An 18,762-nucleotide genomic window follows, 5' to 3' on the forward strand; every position below is an offset into this window, starting at 1 on the left:
GCGAACAAATAAGGGCTAATAGGCGGGGTTACATTTGAAGCGTATATGAACGATAGGAATATCATTCTTGATTTAACACACACATGACACACACATAACATAGCGAAGTTATGATCAAAAGGTACGTACATAGTCCAATACATTAAGGGAGTGGAGTAAACAATGATGAAGAAGGAAATTATTAGTATCGCCGTCAGTCTGGCGCTCACAACGAGTATCGCTTTACCGGCACATGCTGCCGCAGAAAATGGAATTTTCAAAGATATTCAAACCTCACCCTATCGTCAAGCGATCCTCATGCTGAATGACAAAAATATAGTGAGTACCCCGATTGACGGCAAGTTCAATCCACAGCGTCATTTGACCAAAGCAGAAGCAGCAACGTTGCTCGTCAAATCGTTCAAGCTACCAACAATTCAGCCACAGCCATCAGAGGACCCTAATGTGCAGAAATCAGTGCGCTATAAAGATCCCCTTGGTGTTATCGATGAATCCTTCACAGTACCGTCAGCCACTGACATCACAAGTCACTGGAGCTACTATTACATAGAAGGCGTATTGAAAGTCCGTGCCGACGAGGTGAGCGGTGGGCAATACATGCCAAACAGTGCAGTAACCAAGGCGAAATGGGTTGATATGATCGTTCGCACGGTTTATGGCGCTGATCAAGTTGTTGACACTGCTGATAAAGCCGTCGAGCTCGGCATCGCTACAAAAGAAGAGGCTATTAGTACCGACCTGGTTACCCGTGAAGAAGCTGCTGCTATCTTAGCGAAATTGATAGCCAACCCGGACTTCAAAGTTATCACGGTGTTCGCTACGTCTGACATTCATTCGCATCTCGAGCCCTATAAGCCAGCGAATGCGAATCGTAATATCGGCGGACTCGCGCGGATGAACAAAATTATTAACGATACACGTGAAATTCAACCGAACACATTGCTAGTTGACGGCGGTGACGCTCCTTACAACATGAACATTGGAAACCTGTTCGAAGGTCGATCATCGATCGACGTCATGAACGCTATGAATTACGACGCAATGGTGCTTGGCAACCACGATTTTGATTTCCCTGTTGATGTTATGCAGAGCAATGCAGAACGCGCTACGTTCCCATTCCTGTCAGCGAATACACTTTATCAGAACGAGCATCCTGAATTTTTGGAGCCATATATCATTAAAGAAGTCGACGGTGTCAAAATCGGCATCATCGGTGTAACAGACGACGAGAGTCATTTCTACACACACCCGAAGAACGTGGAAGGCATCAGCTTCGAGGATGAATTTGAGTCGACACAAGAGACGGTCGATGCGATTAAAGATCAGACGGATGTCGTGATCGCGCTGGCGCATCTGCATGGGGACAACCCGGTTCTACCGACCAAAGTACAAGGCATTGACGTCGAGATCGGCGGTGGACAAGATGTGGTCGAATTCCCGCAAATTATCGAGGACACATGGCTTATTTCTCCCGGCAAGCATGCGGAAGTGCTGAATCAAATGAACCTGAACATTCTAGATGGAGAAATGGTCGGACTCAACTTCGCGCACATATTCTTGACAGAGAACTTAGAGGAAGACCCTGTAGTCGCGAACATCATTAAAGATTACAACGATCAGCTTGGAGATAAAATGAAAGAAATCGTAGGCAAAACGACAGTTGCACTAGATGGTGAACGTAGTACATTGCGTCTCAAAGAATCCAATCTCGGCAACGCTGTTGCAGACAGCTTACGCTCGATGACGGGTGCCGACATCGCTCTACAGAATGGTGGTGGAGTACGGGCTAGCATCGACGCTGGAGATATTACGCTTGAAGAAATATACGCCGCACTGCCGTTCGATAACACGGTCGTTATGGTTGAAGCAAGCGGCCAGACGGTCTGGGATGCATTAGAGCACGGTGTCTCTTGGTATCCAAGTGCAGCGGGTGGATTCCTGCAAGTATCCGGGCTTAAGTATACGTTTGACGCTTCGAAGGAGGTTGGTTCACGTATCGTTGAAGTCACGATCGATGGCAAGCCAATCGATAAAACGAAGAAATACAAAGTCGTTGCCAATGACTTCTTGACGGGGGGAGGAGACCTGTTCACGATGCTCAAGGACGAGACGAAGCTTTTATCCAAAACGAAGAGCTACCTGCGAGATGCATTTTACGAATATCTGCAAAAGAATAAATCTATTGCACCTGAGCTCGAAGGTCGTATAACTGTACTGAATCCAGTAAAAGCTGAATAAACAGAACGAGGCTTCCCCTCTCAGCATAGTTGATTATGCTGAGAGGGGAAGCCTCTGTTTATGTGATAGGATATTACGAAGCCTATGGTAAAATAACAGACCTGTTTTGCTAGACTATGCAGTTAGGTTTTCGTATTTGATTACCATCGATTGTCTTATAGCACTTTTTTTCATCAGGTCACGTTGGACAGCAGCCGGCATATTATAGAATTCATCTACTTGAGCTAAGGCTAGCAATGTCATCTTCGTTGCATCCATCGCGAGATCCTCATCTTGTAAAATATAATAAGCCAATTGATAACCATACGTTTCCAATCTTCTCAATGCTTCTATCGTCTGATTAAAGTAATCTGTTGATTTCATATTGATTACCTCACATTATAAATAATGACAAAAAACTCTATTTTTCAATGGATTTATAATACCTACTATTCAGTAATTCCTATATTTAGAAGTTGTACGTTCATCATATGCTCCTTACTTTCTGATGCTGCACCATCAAAGACAACTTCACCTTTGTATACAATGTCTCCATTCGATGCATCCACTACGGCAGTCATGGGAATATCGTTTTTGTAGAACAGAATATAAATTCTGTCATTCTTCAGTATTCCATTACCCAATGTGTCAGCACCGAGTTGTTCGGACGTTAAGGTGACTACTTTATTTTCCATCTTTCCTGTGTCTAGGTTATAATTTGATATTGTGATCATATCGGGTTCAGAGTTCAGAATAGAAAGATTGCTACCATTTAAACGATATGATACGTCATCAGCCATTCCTACTGCCTCCAGTATATCGGACAGATCTGTTAGCTTGCCTGTCTTATACTTATAGGAGTAGAAATGATTCCCTACAACTTCTCGAGAACGTTCTTCATCTATTGTTGTTCGTTTCATCTCGCGGACTTTAAATAGGGTATGATCACTGGAAGCAGAATAGGTAGCATTCGTAATTATATTTTGATGCAATTCAACATTATCTTTAGCAGTAATTCCAAAGTTCAGTATCTCCTTGTTCATTAATACTCCATTGTTCATATCCACAACATAATTATGATACTCGTCTGAATCAGACATATCCACAATCATTTTCCCTTCGATACGTGCTGGACGTTGGTAAGTCAGTATATGAATCTCATCTTCGATCAACTGCACATCCATCACATAGCTATAGGCATAGGAAGTTTGTTCATTTACGAACGTTTCATAATGACTAACTTTATCCGTCGTCTGATTAAGAAGTTCTATACTTAGTACAATCCCCGACTTGTCATCATCAGTGTTATTGGCATAAGCTTCCGCATAAATAATCCATTCCTCATCCTTATAAAGGCTATCAGCGGAACCTTTGCCTCGCATAAAGGAACGATGATCTTTGGTGATCTGACGAATATCAGGCGCTTGAGTCATCACTGATCGTTCTGTATTCGAGAATTCTTTACGATAAATAGAGTGCCTACTCTGATAATCGCTACCATCTGTAGTAACGCTTAAGACTCCAGATCCTTTCCCTCCTATATAAGAGCCTATATAAGAGCCTATAACTTGGATCTTTGCACCTTCAGTAATATCACCCTCAACGATCGAAAGCTTATACTCCGGCAGATGATCTGCAGCACCGAATACATAATACGTACTCATTCCAACAACGATAAACACACTTAATAGAATAGATAACCAATAACGTCTCATTATGCTCCTCCTTACACTGTTATCTTTTTAGAAAGAAGTCGACTTGCAAGCCATACCGACATAGCTATAACCCCTACACACGCGACTATCTCGATGATAAAGATTTCGTTCGGATACAGGTATCCATGGTCATTATTCCGTCCCAAACCGATCAAAGGGAATAGAATAGCCCAACAACAAATGGCTAGATAAAGAATGGCATACACAATGCCCACACGGCGATAGCTTCTTTCGATTAGAATAGCTGTACAAATAGCCAGTACTGCTATCATTCCTAATCCGTAAGTGATCAGAAACTGATCGAAGTTCCCAGGTGTAAGCAGCGCCAGTGCTTGGTTCGCATTAATAGTATCCAAGAAGTGGGAAGGCTCTCTCATATCCGATGGTACGATAAGATTAAAAACCAACTTTTCAACTGAAAGTAACGCGAGTTGAAAGGAAATAAGTCCGAATACGAACATAAGTATTGCCGTTATTTTCGCATAATAAATGTGGATTCTAGCTGTTGGTAGCATCAGCAACCGATATATAAATGTATTTCTACCGAACCAATCCCGGTACCAAATGAGAAACACATAAATAACTAGCACCCCAATACTGAGCAGCATCGGAATGAAAAAGAGCAATTGTGTACTAGAGATCATATCCGCAAAAGAATTGCTAGCAAACATCACTGAACTCCCAAACTGCAAAATCGTTGCTTCCCTTCGGGATAGTTCATTCATATTCCACCAGATCATGGCTCCAAATTGACATAATACGGTTAGACCCATTAGTCCTGCCAATACGAATTTGAAGCGATTGATCTCCATATGTACGAGTTTTAAATATCTGTTCACCCTTGGTACACCTCCCTCATGACGTCAACGACGGACTTCCCTTCTTCGCTACGCATTTCTTCACAATTGAAATCCCTAACGATGATCCCATCCTCCATCAGTACAGCTTTATCAATCAAATGCTCCATCTCTCCGATCTCATGCGTTGTCAGAAGTACGCCTCGATCTTCGATTAAGTGGCTGGAGAATACATCCACAATCAAACCGCGACTGAACATATCAATTCCAGAGAAGGGTTCATCCATTAGCACGTATTCTGTATCCTGTGCAAGACCAAGCATGAGATTAAATTTAGCTGCTGTTCCCTTAGAAAGGTTACCAATTCGCTCTTTCCGATCCAATCCGAAAAACTTCATAAGCTCTTCGGCTCGATCCGTGTTCCAGCTCTCATAGAAGTCCTCCATGAACTGAAGTGCCTCAGAAAGCTTCATTCCAAGTGGCATCGTTAAATGATCGGGAATGAATGCCACCTTCTCATACATACTTTGGTTCATGGGCTGACCAGCGATTCGGATCGTACCTGATTTAAGAGGTGTCAGGCCCATGATTGCTTTCAGAATGGTTGACTTTCCAGCCCCATTGTTACCAATAAGACAAGTAATCTGTCCCTTCTCAGCCGTAAAGGTAACTCCATTAAGTACTTGGCGACCACGATAACGCTTTTGAATATCAACAACTTCAATCACGCTCGTCACCTCCCGTCTGTTCTGAATTCACTACTCTTGTTCCTTCAACATATTTCTGTTTGACGATATCCAACAACTCTTCTACCGGAACGTCAATTTTGCGGACAGATGCCACAAAAGCATCGACAGCATCACTAATTAATTCGGACCGGATCGTTCGCAGCACATGTTCATCACCTGTAATTCGGCTTGGTGAATTTCCTTCAGTTACAATCAACTGCTGTTCCTCCATTTCCTTGTACGCCTTCTGCGCCGTGTTAGGGTTAATCTTCAGCATTGCTCCTAGTTCCCTCCGCGAAGGAATAATCTGCCCAGCTTCCAGCCGACCGGTTGCAAGTTGTTCTTTGAAATGACGTACTACTTGCAAATACACCGGGTCCCGGCCATTGAAAGCGACTTCCGTCCAGCCTTCATTTGTTTTCATGCTGCTACCTCTCATTCTTTTTTCAGTGTGTGTACTGAGTGGTTCATACACTTTAGATGTATTATCCACGTAATACAGTTGGTTGTCAATAGCTATCCTTTAGTTATTTAAGCGGTGCGCAAATAGAGAGGAACATAGATTTCCCAGTTCCTCCCAACGAGAACGTTCCTTCACGTCATTCAACTTTTAAATTAATGCGTTATCCAGTTTTCTAAGAATTTCAACCGCATGCAATAGCGATTCTGTGTATGCATGATGGCTCCCGGATTGCATACAATCCGAATCGAAAAGCTCAACCATTCTGCCATCTTTCATTACTAAGATATCCTCGCATAAGTTAGAAACGAGCGAGAGATCATGCGTAATAAATATAAGCGATAGCTGCTGCTCGACTTTAAGCTGCTGTAGTAACTCAATGATTGTATGCTGATGAATAATATCCAGATTAGAGACAATCTCATCGCATACAAGAAGCTTAGGCTTTACGATCAGTGCTTTTGCAATACATGCACGTTGATACTGCCCTCCACTCAAATGACTAGGCACCGCGTTCAATAACGTTAGAGGTAACCCCATTTTCGTGGCATATTCTATCACAAGTTCTTTTCTCTCGCTTTTGTTCAGCTTCGTGAAATGATATAGTGGCTCCTCTATGCTTTGTGAAATGGTCATACGTGGATCAAGCGAAGCCGTTGTGTTCTGAAATACGAATTGAATTTGCCTATACCAGCTTCTATAACCAGATGTCTTGGTCGTAGGTGGAGGAATGCCGTCAAGTAGAATTTGACCGGAGGTCGGACGCTCCAACGCCATAATGAGCCTCGCAAGCGTTGATTTTCCACTTCCGCTCTCGCCAACAATCGCCAATGAACGACCTGCCTGTACGGTCAGATCAATACGTTCAAGAATGAGTCTTTTTCCAATCATTTTCGATAGTTTCGTTATTTCTAGCATAGTTAATTCAACGGTCTCCTTAAGATAATATATATTGAGAGCGACATTGCCATAGCTCCTTCGTATAGGAATGTTTGGGATACTTTACCACAGCCATTTTACTGTCTTGTTCGATTATTTCACCTTGATACATGACTGCAATGGTATCTGCCATGTAACTTGCAATAAGTAAATCATGTGTAATAAATAACGAGCTCATACCACTCTCCGCCGTTAAATCCCGGAGCAGGGCTAGAATATCAGCTTGAGTAGTCACATCCAGTGCGCTTGTAGGTTCATCTGCAATCAGAAGTTCAGGTTCCAGCAAGAGTGCCATTGCGATCATAACTCGCTGATTCATACCTCCGCTCAATTCGAAGGGGTACTGTTTCATTAACTTATCTACTGTTTTAAGAGAGACCTTTTCCAGCATCCTTCTTACTTTTCGCTCCGCTTCCAGCTTACTAACTGAGATATGACTTCGAAGTAGATCACAAAGCTGTCGTCCGATCGGTATGGCTGGGTGAAGAGCTTGTTCGGGATGCTGAGAAATTACGCCGATCTGGCTACCGCGCACCTTTTGCCACTCACGTGGATTGAAATGAACCGTATTATTTCCTTTAAAAAGAAGCTCTCCCGTCATTTTCAGTTGATTAGGGAGCATGCCTAGCATCGCTTTAATCGTCAATGTTTTGCCGCTTCCACTTTCGCCAATCAAACAAAGTGTCTTTCCGGCATGTAAGGAGAAATTACTATTCAATACTAGATCTTGATTGTCGCGGCTCCTAATAGTTAACTCCTTTACTTCGGCTATAATGGTCATTGGCCACCTCCCCTTTCACCTATTTCAGCTTATATCGGCTTCGCAATTTCTCTCCGCATAACTGAAATGCGCATGCTGTAACAAAAATCATGAATCCTGGAAAGAATCCCATCCATGGGGCAATTTGCAAATAACTTTTCCCATCTAGCAGCATAACTCCCCACTCTGGCGAGGGAGGTTGCGCACCGATTCCGAGAAAGGATAAGCCTGATAATGTCAGAATGACCTTACTCACATCTAGAATCACAAGCGTTAATACCTGTGGAATCATATTTGGGACAATATGATGGATAATCGTATTTAAACCAAAAGAACCGCTTACTCGACTTGAGAGGATATATGGCTCTTTCTTCACATCGTGGACAAGACCTCGTATAATGCGGACATATTTGGCCCACCATGATAACAGAATTGCTAAATAGACGTTTTCCATACCGAAACCCAAAAATCCAATAATGACAATAGTAAGCAGAATATTGGGTACCGCAACAAAAATATCCGTTATACTCATAATCAGCATATCTAGGCGGCGTCCATAATAACCGCTAAGCGTGCCAAGTGCCAAACTTATAATCATAACTATACCCAAAACGACAAATGCAGGAAAAATGGATTGTTTAATTCCGGACAGTATCCTGCTGAAAATATCTCTTCCTAAATAATCCGTTCCAAAAATGTGATGGAAATGAGGCTTTAGCAACTTGGCATCATAGTCCGGTTGGAAAGGATCATACGGCTGTAGCCATGGCGCAAAAATGCCCGCTAGTATTAATACAATAATAAATAGCAACGCGGCCGATACCATTTTATTTGTCTTCATAAAGATGATCAATTCTCCCACCTCTGTTTCTCCATCTGGATGCGAGGGTCTGCAAAATAATAGCAAAGATCTGTTATAAAATTTAAAATGAAGATCGTAGCCGCTAGCAATAAGGCACACCCTTGTATAACCGGGAAGTCGCGGCTATAGATCATATCTAGCATGTATTTACCAATACCCGGGAAGCTGAATATATTCTCAATAATAATAGTTGCACCAAAAAAACTCGGGAAACTCGTTCCGACAATCGTTATTACGGGAATGAGCATCGCTCGAAATAAGTAAGAAGGATAAAGGATCCACCCTTTCAACCCGCGAGCCCTTGCCGCTTCGATATAGGAGGCTTGTTTATATTCAAGCGTAAAGGATCGGATCATTCGGATAAAGTACATGCTTTCCACGATGCTAATGGTCGCTACAGGAAGAACATAGTGGCGTACCGATCCGCTTCCTATAATCGGAAATAACGGCCAGAACACACCAAAACAAAACATAAAAATGATAGCCAACCAATACATTGGAATCGACAAGCCTAACACCGTAACTGTGTACGTTATTCGATCGAACAAGCTCTTCTCGCGAAGTGCAGTCATCACGCCTAGCGGAACAGATAGAACAAAGGTTACCAAAAAAGAGCTAATCATAAGAAGAAGGGTAGGCCCTAATCTTGAGAAGATCTCTTCTGTTACAGGTGCATTTGAAATAAAAGAATAACCCAGGTTACCTTGAACTAGCTCAAGCATCCACGACATATATTGAACGACAAGCGATTGATCCAGTCCCCATTTATGTTGCATGTTTGCAATCTGATTGGCATCAGGAACAGCTCCAAGTCCCTGCAGCAACAGCGCTGCTGGGTCCCCGGGAGCCAAATGCATAAGTATAAACACAAACACCGTTAACACAAAAAGCGTTAGGATGAGCATACCTAAGCGACTAGATATATATCTCAGCATTACTTATCCCCAATGTGTAGTTGATGCCATTTCACGGGGTTGTCTTCAATATTTCCAAAGGTAAAATCAGAGATCTTACTGTTATGAATAAAGGTTTGCTTCGTGTAATAAATCGGTACCGTCATGGCTTCTTCGTGAATGCGATCAAATACGCGGTCAAATATAGCCTGCTGCTCCGATTGTGAAATGGTATTTGCAATCTGGTCCAATTCAGCGGTTAATATATCATCTTGATAAGCAACAGCTGGCGTTTCAAGCGTGTTATAGAACAAGGAGCTCAAGAAACGATAGGGTAATTGCGCATCCGTGTACGTGCGATACAACAGAAGATCATATTGTTTGTTCGTCCAAAGCGCATCGTAATAAGCTGCTCTCTCCTGATTTAGAATATCTACCTTCACTCCGATATCCTTCATCTGATCCTGAAAAATTTCGGCCATTTCTTTCCACTCAGGGTATTCTTCTGTTTGAATGACAAGTCTGAACTTGATTACCTGACCATCTTTTTCGTATAACTTACTACTTGCGTTTAATTGATAGCCTGAGGCTTCTATTAATTGCTTCGCTTTATCTACGTTATATTCATAGGAGGGCTGGTTGTCGGATGTAACAAAAGCGACGGTGCTTTGGAATAAACCCGATACTTCAGCACCTTTTCCACTCATCATTTTGCTCGTATCTGTTCCATAGTTGATCGCCTGTCGTATATTCTTATCAGCTAGCAACTCATTACTCTGGTTAATCACTACGAAATAGGACATCGTACTGGCATTCGTCTCGATTGTGTATTTATCGTTATTCTCGAATAATGCGATATTCTCATAAGGAATATTGCCTACCTCACCGCCAGCCATATCAATCTCGCCATTCTGAAGCGCTAATACGCGAGCTTGGGGATCGGTAATCACTTTGAATACAAGCGAATAGTTAGCCACCGCTTCTTTCCAATAATGCTCATTCGCCACTAATACCGTGTCTTGGCCTTCCTTGTAGCTATCGAGCTTCCATGGACCTGTACCGATTGGCTCCGTGAATTCGCCCCCTATTGCACCGTTGGGAACAACTGCATTGGGACTCATGATTCGAAATGGACGAGCTTGGCTAAGCTCTAGTAAGGTCTGAGATGCCATTTCTTTGAATGTTAGTACAACGGTATACTCATCTGGCGTTTCAATCTTTTCCAACTTACGGGCTATTTCCAATGAAGCCGTCTCCTCATTAGCTACAGTACGTTCCAATGAGAATTTTACTGCAGCAGAGTTGAATGCCGTTCCATCTGAGAATAACACGTCCTTTCTTAAATGAAAGGTATATGTCTTCCCATCTTTAGCAACATCCCATGATTCCGCAAGACTAGGCTCTATTTTACCGCCCTCCCCAAATTCGACTAAAGCATCATAAATGGCGGTTTGGACTGCTCGAGCACCATTATACGTTGTGGCATCGATTTTATCTCCCTTTAGATCTTGGGTAATCGCAACCGTGACTCGCTTTGTCGCCTCGTCTTTTCCGGTTACTTCGGGGGCAGAACTAGGTGTACAGCCTGTTATTCCAACAATCATAATACAAAAACTAACGATCATAATGATACTAAATCTCCTAAACATGTATACTCCTCCTGATGTATGGTACGTGACCATCATAATTTAGCTTGACGTAAACATCTAACTAAGGTTAAATGATAATCGTAAAGATTACTATTAGCAAGTATTTTTTACAAGCTAAATAAAAGGAGAGATAATATGACTGTCAGCAAAGAGCAGCAAAAGGAACATCAAGCCTATTGGGATAAAGGTGCCGATATTTATGATGGGATCGTAGAAAATGAAATCATGAATGAGTCTTATGGTAAATGGGAAGCGATAATAAGTAAGCTGCTAAAGGATAAAAAAGAGCTAAAGGTACTCGACGTCGGAACCGGCCCTTGCTTCTTCGGTATTCTGTTATCTCGTATGGGGCACCATGTAACAGCTATTGATTCCTCTCCTGAAATGATTCAGAAAGCTCAAAAGAACGCCGAAAAGTACGACTGCACGATCAACATTATTCAAACAGATATTTTAGAATTCGCTCCACTGCAGACATTCGATCTGATCATTTCCCGCAATGTAACTTGGTTTCTACCGAATCCTGTAGGCGTCTATCAGAAGTGGCATGAATGGCTAAATGAAGATGGAGAAACGATTATATTCGACGGGAATTGGAACTTGTTCTTAACTGATCCGAAGGAAGCAGCACTCTTCAACATTGCTCAGAAAGAGGCTATTACAGCAGGATATGTCCCTTATCGAACAGAGGAGGAAATCTCAGAAGGTGATCAAATCGCCTTAACATTGCCACTGAGTTATGTGAAACGGCCAGCCTGGGATGTCGATATGCTGACCTACATCGGATTTCAATCTGTTACTGTATTGCAGGGCTTTGACTCAGCGGTTCACAGTGAAACCGAGCAGATTCTGAATCAGCATCGTCCAATGTTCGCCATTATCGCAGTTAAATAGCTAAATCAGCACTACCTTGGTATGTATAATATCGTAAAAATTCATAATTGTTGATATCAAAAACACTGCCCTAGCCAGATATGGCTAAGAGCAGTGTTAACAATGTGGAACGATCATTGTAACCGTGTCCTCTATTACTCTTTTACTACCAACTTAAGTGGTGCAGCAATCAAACTTTCCACGGTCTTGCCCTCTAGAACATCTTTAGCTGCTTGAACAGATAGTTCCCCGATTAATTCAGGTTGTTGAGCAACCGTTGCCGTTAATTTACCCGCTTGAATTGATTTCAAAGCATCTTCATTGCCATCAAATCCAATAACGGGAATCTTTTTACCTGAACTTTGAATCGCTTCAATCGCACCCAGTGCCATTTCGTCATTGTGAGCGAACACAGCTTGGACACCGCGGTTCCCTTGCAATAAGTTCTCCATCACCGTTAAGCCCTTGGTACGGTCAAAGTCAGCAGACTGCTTCGCAATGACATCGAGCTGAGTATCAGCCACTTCATGGAATCCTTTCCCACGTTCACGAGTGGCTGATGCTCCTGGTGAGCCTTCCAATTCAATCACCTTGGCACCTTTACCGAGTTGTTCGATGATGTACTCTGCCGCCATGGTTCCCCCTTTGACATTGTCCGAAGCCACAAGTGCTTTAATCTCCCCTTTATCAGAAGATCGATCCAGAGCAATCACAGGAATATCTAAGCTATTGGCTGTCTGCACCACCGTAGAGATCGCAGATGAATCCACTGGATTGATTAATAGGGCATTCACACCTTGTTGCATTAAATCCTCTACGTCATTACTTTGTTTAGCAGAATCATTTTGCGCATCGATCACGATAACTTTCAATCCTTGCTTATTCGCCTCTGCCATAACACCATCTTTTAATGATACGAAGAAAGGGTTATTCAACGTTGAAATCGATAGCCCGATTTTCATATTGTCCAAGTTGCCACTCTTGTTCGACTTTGCCCACTCTGGTGGTTCCAATGAACATCCTGTCATCAATATTAATAGCATGGAAATAATGATTAATGTACCCTTTTTCATGTTAGAATCCCCCCTCTTATGCCGCTTTCTTACGGTCTAATAATACTGCAATCGCAATGACAATCCCTTTGACTACCATCTGGTAGAATGAGGATACTCCGAGCAAGTTTAATCCATTGTTCAATATACCGATAATAAGCGCACCAATCAGAGTACCTACAATTCGTCCGCGCCCACCTGTTAAGCTCGTGCCCCCTAATACAACAGCTGCAATGGCATCTAGCTCATAAGAGGTACCTGCTGTCGGTTGCGCTGAATTCAGTCTAGAAGTTAGAATCGCACCTGCTAATGCGGATAACATCCCAATTAACGAATAAATCATAATTTTGATGCGATCGACTTTGATACCGGAAATAATGGATGCCTTCTCGTTACCACCAATCGCATACGTTTTGCGACCAAATGGTGTTTTGTGTAAGACGACCCACAAGACAACGAATACGACAATCATCGTGATTGCTGGAACAGGAATACCTAGAAAGTAACCACGGCCAAATAATTGGAACATCATGCTGTCACCAAGACCTGTAATCGGATTACCATTCGTATATACAAGCGTTAATCCACGGAAAATAGTCATGGTCGCTAATGTTGCGATAAATGGAGCCATTCTACCTTTTGTAATCATGAGTCCGTTAACCATACCCATCACGCCACCTAGCAAACAACCAACGATAATAGCTAAGATCGGATCTAGTCCTGAGAGCATCAGGTTGGCCATTAGGGCACTGGATAATGCGAGAATTGAACCAACGGATAAATCAATGCCTCCTGTCAATATAACAAAGGTCATTCCGAATGCAATCAGCGCATTAATGGCGACCTGTCTAAGTAGGTTCAGAATATTAAGCGGCTCTAAAAAGCTCGGGTTTAACACGGTTACGATAATAATCAGGATGAGTAGTCCTAGTAAGGGACCTAGTTTTTGTGTGATTTGTCCGATTTGAAATCCCTTTTTTATACTTCCATCATTAGTGGTCATCTCTATTGCCCCCCTGTAGCTAGCGTCATAATATTCTCTTGCGTAGCTTCCTGTTTCGTAAGTTCGCCACTGATTTCACCTTCATGAACGACCAGTATTCTATCACTCATTCCTAGCACTTCCGGCAACTCTGATGAGACCATAATAATGGCTACACCACGTTCCGTTAATTCGTTCATGAGTTGATATATTTCTCGTTTAGCTCCAACATCAACCCCACGTGTAGGTTCATCCAAGATGAGGACACTTAAACCAATGCCAATCCATTTCGCGATAACCACTTTCTGTTGATTTCCTCCAGATAGATTACGGACTAGTGTTGCTGAGGACTGTGTTTTGATCTGCAAACGTTGAATGAGAATGTCTACAAATTCTTGTTCTTTCTTTTCGTTAATCAATCCTTTGGGTGCAAAACTATATAGGTTCGTAAGTACCATATTCTCTCGAATGGAGAAATCAAGAACTAATCCTTCGTCTTTTCGGTCTTCCGTAACAAATCCTATACCTGCTTTCATTGCATCGTCAGGGTTTCGGATCGTGATCTTTTCTCCCCGAATCCAGATCTCACCTTGATCTAATCTATCTAATCCGAATAACGTTCTCATCATTTCGGTACGTCCCGAACCCATTAATCCTGAGAATCCAATAATTTCACCAGAACGTAGCGAGAAATTCACGTCTTTGAATTGCCCCTTCTTCGAAGCATTTTTAACCTCGAGCACGACTTCTCCGGGATTGGAAGTACGCTCAGGGAAACGGTCTGTTAATTCTCGACCAACCATCTTTTTGACTACTTCATCAAAATTGGTATCAGGAATAGCCTTCGTATCAACCGTTTTGCCATCACGCATGACTGTGATTCGATCACATATCGCAAAAATTTCTTCCATCCGATGCGAGATATAGACGATAGAGACCCCGTCTTTTTTCAGTGATGCGATGACTTCAAACAGCTTCTGTATTTCCCTCTCTGTTAATGCAGCAGTGGGCTCGTCCATCACGATCACTTTAGCGTGGGTCATCAAAGCTTTGGCAATCTCAATCATTTGTTTCTCACCTACTGAACATTCCCCCGCATCACGGTTCAACGGAATCGTCACAGAGAGTTTGCGGAACTGCTCATCTGCTAGAGCCTTCATTTCATTCGTATTCAATAGACCCCATTTCGTTGTCCGTTCCTTCCCTATGAATAAATTGTCTAGTACGGTCATATCCGACCAGACATTCAGCTCTTGATGGATAAAGGCGATTCCACTTCGTTCCGCCTCTTTGGGATTCGCGAAGTACGTTTCCTGACCATCTATAACAATGGTTCCTTGGTCGCGCTGATGGAGTCCGATCAGAATGTTCATAAGAGTAGACTTACCCGCACCATTCTCACCCATGAGGGCATGAACTTCGCCATCCTGAAGATCGAAATCCACACCCGTCAGTACACGGTTCGCACCGAAGGCCTTATGGATACCTTTCATTGTAATGTGCATAATCGTAGACCCCCTCTTTAACCGAAAAAGACACCGGCTTGTAAAATACAGTTAGCATAAGGTTTAGCCTCGCCTGTGCGAATAATAACCTTTGCCTTCTGGGTGAGCAGCTTGAATTGTTCATGTGAATACTTCTCTATAGGTATTTCCATAAATTTGTGATTTAAGTAATCTGATGTTGCTTGATTAGCTGTAGCTAACTCTTCCGCTACAATCACCTTTTCAATGACCATATCCTCTACGATCATATCAACAACATCTTGAAAGCTAGGAACGCCTAGTGTAAGCGCCAAATCAATCTTGGCAACGCCTGCTGGAATAGGAAGTCCAACATCTGCAATAACAATGGTATCCGTATGCCCTAAGTCGGCAAGTATTTTGGAAATATGACTATTCAATGTTCCGTGTCTCTTCATGATCTAAAGGCTCTCCTCTACTTCTGCTCGTGTTGGCATACCGCCTTGAGCACCAAATTTGGTAACAGATAAAGAAGCCGCTCGGTTAGCAAATCTCACACTATCTTGTAATGATTTCCCTTCAGCCAGAGCAACAGCAAATGCGGCATTAAAAGTATCTCCTGCGCCAGTTGTATCTATCACTTCTACTTTATAAGTGGGAACAACGACTTCTTGATTACCATCGTAATAACGCACGCCATGACTACCTTCTGTAATGAATAGCTTGTTCGGATATTTTCTTAAAGCTTCAGCCGTACTCATTCCAGCAAACAAAACCGTACATTCATGTTCATTTGGAGTCAAATACGTAGCATTCTCTATAATGGATTCACTGATTGGACGTGCAGGTGCCGGATTGAGCAATAACGGAACATTGAATTTATGGCAAATGTCACTCACATAAGTTACCGTCTCTTCTGGTATCTCTTGCTGTATAAGCACCATGTCAGAACTACGAATAGTATCTAATGCTTGTTCTATACAATCCGGAGTGACTTGATCATTAGCGCCTTTCACTACGATAATGCTATTATCGCCTTCAGCTAATATGATATGAGCCGTTCCTGTTTCCATACCTGTAACCGGTTTCAGATGCTCCATATGAACGTTGTTAATTTGGAAATTATTCGTAATCGCTTCCCCATAATGATCGTCTCCGATACGACCGATCATTGTTACTTCTGCTCCTAAACGAGCCGCTGCAACAGCCTGATTCGCTCCCTTACCTCCCGGAACGGTTGCGAAGCTTTCTCCTAGAACGGTTTCTCCAGCGTTAGGACGCTTCGATGAAGTTACTACTAAATCCATTGAACAACTTCCAATGACACAAATCTTAGCCATAATGATCAACCTTTCTTTTGTTTCTTATAGTTAACCTTATCTTGTTCATTTAGCTTAATAAGTAAACCAATTTCTTCACGTCCCATGTCAGATGTCAGTGGGCGAATGTCATTAAACTCTTTATCTGCTATTTCATTGCTGTTCTTAAATATTAACCCGTAACCCTATTGCTGAATCTTATCTTATAAGCATCAAGTAAACGCGAAAAATAAGATTGTGTAACCGGTTACACATATTACATTATTAAAATATCATATATCCTTTTAAATTACAACTGCATATACTAAAATGATGCAAACATCATTCTAACTGATTTAACCATGGACACTAACAATGGTCCCTGATAAAATAGAACAAGTTAAAGAACGGGGGCACCATCGTGGATTATGTTATTTTAGATATTGAATTTAACGGTCGCAAATTTGCAAGCGACCTACCTATGGAGGTAATCGAGATCGGAGCTGTCCGATTGGACTCGGGTTTACGACATATGGATGAATTCTCAGCATTAATCAAACCAGTTTATTTCTCAAAGCTAAACTCTTTTATTAAAAAGAAAACTGGAATTCCGCAGGAAGATATAGATCAAGCTGCCGGATTCGTAAAAGTCATTAGTGATTTCATTAGCTGGTTAAATCAAAGCGAGTCATATCTCCTTTTCACCTGGGGTGGCGAAGATTTAAAAAGAATTATATATGATACGCGGATGCACAAGCTTGATGATGCCTACTGGATGGCAGCCGACTATTTTGATTTATTGAAGGGTTTCACACGCTATAAGAATGTTATAAATGATGTTAGTGTCGAAGGCGCTCTGCTAGATCTTAATATTATTCCGTCTGGCTCTGCTCATCGGGCATTAGACGATGCAAGAATGACGTCAGAGGTATTCAGAGCTATTTTCGATAAGTTAGACTTCTCACATACACAACAATTTAAAGATGTTTACTCCAATGCGAAAGAACGAAGAATGGTGAAGAATGCGATTCGTTCGATGACACTTCAGAAGATCCCTCTCACTTGGGAGAATCTCCATGAACGCTACCTTAAAGAAAAGGTGGCGCTTGAAGATCCAAGAAAGTTCACTGAGTTACAGCAATATTTCATCACAGAATTAACGAAAGAAAAGCAGCCTGTTGCTGCATCCTCGCAATAGGAAGAGATCTTTACAACACATATCAAATAGAAAAAATCACTATGGAGAGCGCTCCTTAGTGATTTTTTGCATCCATTAATAAATATTACAATATAACCTTATCCTCTAGGTTCCTCCATAAGTGATGTGCTTCTCTAGCGACATGTTCTAATAAATCTGGCGGTGATGTTGTCACTGCAGCACATTGTTTGATTAAATCATCTAGCTCCAATTTGAATGCTTCAAGGGCTTTCGTTTCTTTAATGACCATTAGGTTAAATTGGTTAAGAACTGGCAGTATCTCTTTACGTGGATGACGGATCATCGTTCTGAGTGCATTGGCTTGGAGAAATAGATTTTCAAATTTCTTGGTCATGGCTCTGACTTGATCATGTAATTCATAATTCGATGTATCTAAATAATGGCTTATGAAGCTAAGATGATCGGCCATTTGCCTCAACCAAAAGTAATTCTCATGTATCGTTGCGTCAGCTGGTGAAACTCGATTACCCGATTGCAACAATTTAAAGACTGACACCGTCTCTTCTGCTTCACGAATCATATGATCAAGAAGTGCTTGTGGCGTTGAAATGATGACTTCACATCGTAAAGCTTTATCCAACGTATGCGTGAGTAAACATTGGAATTCATGTGTCGCATGCTGAGCCTCATGAATTAACTTTCCAGGATCTTCTGTTTTCAATCTTGTTTTTTCATATATTGTTCCCAAACGTTGAATCATATGCTGGTTCGCACGGGCTAGTTCCATTTCATGATGGCTTATTTCCCTGTCAAAGAATCGACCATGATCATAATTGTTCTCCACCCAAAAGCCGATAATTCCATAGATGTCCCTTTCATAATGATCAGTATAGGGCATAGTCCCACCTCCTCGTT

Annotated in this window: 19 protein-coding genes; 3 read left to right on the plus strand and 16 right to left on the minus strand. The window is 42.0% G+C overall.

Annotated features, from left to right (window positions below):
• The first annotated feature begins 165 nt into the window (after positions 1–165).
• Complete coding sequence (locus tag ACP8HI_RS09600; RefSeq protein ID WP_438351766.1) at positions 166–2,238, plus strand: 5'-nucleotidase C-terminal domain-containing protein; 2,073 nt, start codon at positions 166–168, stop codon at positions 2,236–2,238.
• 114 nt (positions 2,239–2,352) lie between these two features.
• Here the strand turns inward: ACP8HI_RS09600 and ACP8HI_RS09605 are convergent, their stop codons facing one another.
• The 10 genes from ACP8HI_RS09605 to ACP8HI_RS09650 all read right to left on the minus strand — a co-directional run bounded on the left by ACP8HI_RS09605 (position 2,353) and on the right by ACP8HI_RS09650 (position 11,020).
• Positions 2,353–2,601, minus strand: coding sequence for a hypothetical protein (locus ACP8HI_RS09605; RefSeq protein ID WP_438350867.1), 249 nt, complete (start codon positions 2,599–2,601; stop codon positions 2,353–2,355).
• A 65-nt stretch (positions 2,602–2,666) separates the two neighbouring features.
• Positions 2,667–3,932 (minus strand): hypothetical protein, encoded by a 1,266-nt coding sequence (locus ACP8HI_RS09610; protein ID WP_438350868.1) that lies wholly within the window; start codon positions 3,930–3,932, stop codon positions 2,667–2,669.
• 11 nt (positions 3,933–3,943) lie between these two features.
• Positions 3,944–4,771: a hypothetical protein gene (locus ACP8HI_RS09615; protein ID WP_438350869.1), complete on the minus strand. Its 828-nt coding sequence runs from the start codon at positions 4,769–4,771 to the stop codon at positions 3,944–3,946.
• Positions 4,768–5,457, minus strand: a complete 690-nt coding sequence (locus tag ACP8HI_RS09620; RefSeq protein ID WP_438350870.1) for an ABC transporter ATP-binding protein — start codon at positions 5,455–5,457, stop codon at positions 4,768–4,770. The genes ACP8HI_RS09615 and ACP8HI_RS09620 overlap by 4 nt, the downstream gene beginning before the upstream one ends.
• On the minus strand, positions 5,450–5,881 hold the full coding sequence (locus ACP8HI_RS09625; protein ID WP_438350871.1) for a GntR family transcriptional regulator: 432 nt from the start codon (positions 5,879–5,881) through the stop codon (positions 5,450–5,452). The genes ACP8HI_RS09620 and ACP8HI_RS09625 overlap by 8 nt, the downstream gene beginning before the upstream one ends.
• A gap of 186 nt (positions 5,882–6,067) precedes the next feature.
• Positions 6,068–6,835, minus strand: coding sequence for an ABC transporter ATP-binding protein (locus ACP8HI_RS09630; RefSeq protein ID WP_438350872.1), 768 nt, complete (start codon positions 6,833–6,835; stop codon positions 6,068–6,070).
• 19 nt (positions 6,836–6,854) lie between these two features.
• The gene (locus tag ACP8HI_RS09635; protein ID WP_438350873.1) at positions 6,855–7,637 is read right to left on the minus strand and encodes an ABC transporter ATP-binding protein; all 783 of its coding nucleotides are present in this window, start codon (positions 7,635–7,637) and stop codon (positions 6,855–6,857) included.
• A 19-nt stretch (positions 7,638–7,656) separates the two neighbouring features.
• Positions 7,657–8,457, minus strand: a complete 801-nt coding sequence (locus ACP8HI_RS09640) for an ABC transporter permease (protein WP_438350874.1) — start codon at positions 8,455–8,457, stop codon at positions 7,657–7,659.
• 8 nt (positions 8,458–8,465) lie between these two features.
• The gene (locus ACP8HI_RS09645; RefSeq protein ID WP_438350875.1) at positions 8,466–9,413 is read right to left on the minus strand and encodes an ABC transporter permease; all 948 of its coding nucleotides are present in this window, start codon (positions 9,411–9,413) and stop codon (positions 8,466–8,468) included.
• A complete protein-coding gene (locus ACP8HI_RS09650; RefSeq protein WP_438350876.1) occupies positions 9,413–11,020 on the minus strand; it encodes an ABC transporter substrate-binding protein in 1,608 nt (535 codons plus the stop codon). Before ACP8HI_RS09650 ends, ACP8HI_RS09645 begins: the two co-directional genes overlap by 1 nt.
• A 135-nt stretch (positions 11,021–11,155) precedes the next feature.
• On the opposite strand from ACP8HI_RS09650, the gene ACP8HI_RS09655 reads away from it, so the two are divergent.
• Positions 11,156–11,914, plus strand: a complete 759-nt coding sequence (locus ACP8HI_RS09655; RefSeq protein ID WP_438350877.1) for a class I SAM-dependent methyltransferase — start codon at positions 11,156–11,158, stop codon at positions 11,912–11,914.
• A gap of 134 nt (positions 11,915–12,048) precedes the next feature.
• Here the strand turns inward: ACP8HI_RS09655 and rbsB are convergent, their stop codons facing one another.
• Genes rbsB through rbsK form a run of 5 tightly spaced genes read right to left on the minus strand, consistent with a single transcriptional unit; the run spans position 12,049 to position 16,730 of the window.
• Positions 12,049–12,966: a ribose ABC transporter substrate-binding protein RbsB gene (gene rbsB, locus ACP8HI_RS09660; RefSeq protein WP_438350878.1), complete on the minus strand. Its 918-nt coding sequence runs from the start codon at positions 12,964–12,966 to the stop codon at positions 12,049–12,051.
• A 16-nt stretch (positions 12,967–12,982) separates the two neighbouring features.
• Complete coding sequence (gene rbsC, locus ACP8HI_RS09665) at positions 12,983–13,948, minus strand: ribose ABC transporter permease RbsC (protein ID WP_438350879.1); 966 nt, start codon at positions 13,946–13,948, stop codon at positions 12,983–12,985.
• A 2-nt stretch (positions 13,949–13,950) separates the two neighbouring features.
• Entirely contained in the window at positions 13,951–15,432 is a 1,482-nt protein-coding gene (locus ACP8HI_RS09670) for a sugar ABC transporter ATP-binding protein (protein WP_438350880.1), read from the minus strand.
• Positions 15,433–15,449: 17 nt separating this feature from the next.
• Positions 15,450–15,848 (minus strand): D-ribose pyranase, encoded by a 399-nt coding sequence (rbsD, locus tag ACP8HI_RS09675; RefSeq protein WP_438350881.1) that lies wholly within the window; start codon positions 15,846–15,848, stop codon positions 15,450–15,452.
• Between the two features lie 3 nt (positions 15,849–15,851).
• Positions 15,852–16,730 carry a ribokinase gene (gene rbsK / locus ACP8HI_RS09680; protein WP_438350882.1) on the minus strand — a complete coding sequence of 293 codons (879 nt, stop codon included), beginning with the start codon at positions 16,728–16,730 and terminating at the stop codon, positions 15,852–15,854.
• Positions 16,731–17,109: 379 nt separating this feature from the next.
• On the opposite strand from rbsK, the gene ACP8HI_RS09685 reads away from it, so the two are divergent.
• The gene (locus ACP8HI_RS09685; protein ID WP_438350883.1) at positions 17,110–17,886 is read left to right on the plus strand and encodes an exonuclease domain-containing protein; all 777 of its coding nucleotides are present in this window, start codon (positions 17,110–17,112) and stop codon (positions 17,884–17,886) included.
• 85 nt (positions 17,887–17,971) lie between these two features.
• Here the strand turns inward: ACP8HI_RS09685 and ACP8HI_RS09690 are convergent, their stop codons facing one another.
• The gene (locus ACP8HI_RS09690) at positions 17,972–18,745 is read right to left on the minus strand and encodes a DUF2935 domain-containing protein (protein WP_438350884.1); all 774 of its coding nucleotides are present in this window, start codon (positions 18,743–18,745) and stop codon (positions 17,972–17,974) included.
• Between the last annotated feature and the right edge of the window lie 17 nt (positions 18,746–18,762).

The organism is Paenibacillus sp. FA6 (assembly GCF_051550225.1).
Taxonomy (GTDB): domain Bacteria; phylum Bacillota; class Bacilli; order Paenibacillales; family Paenibacillaceae; genus Paenibacillus_AQ.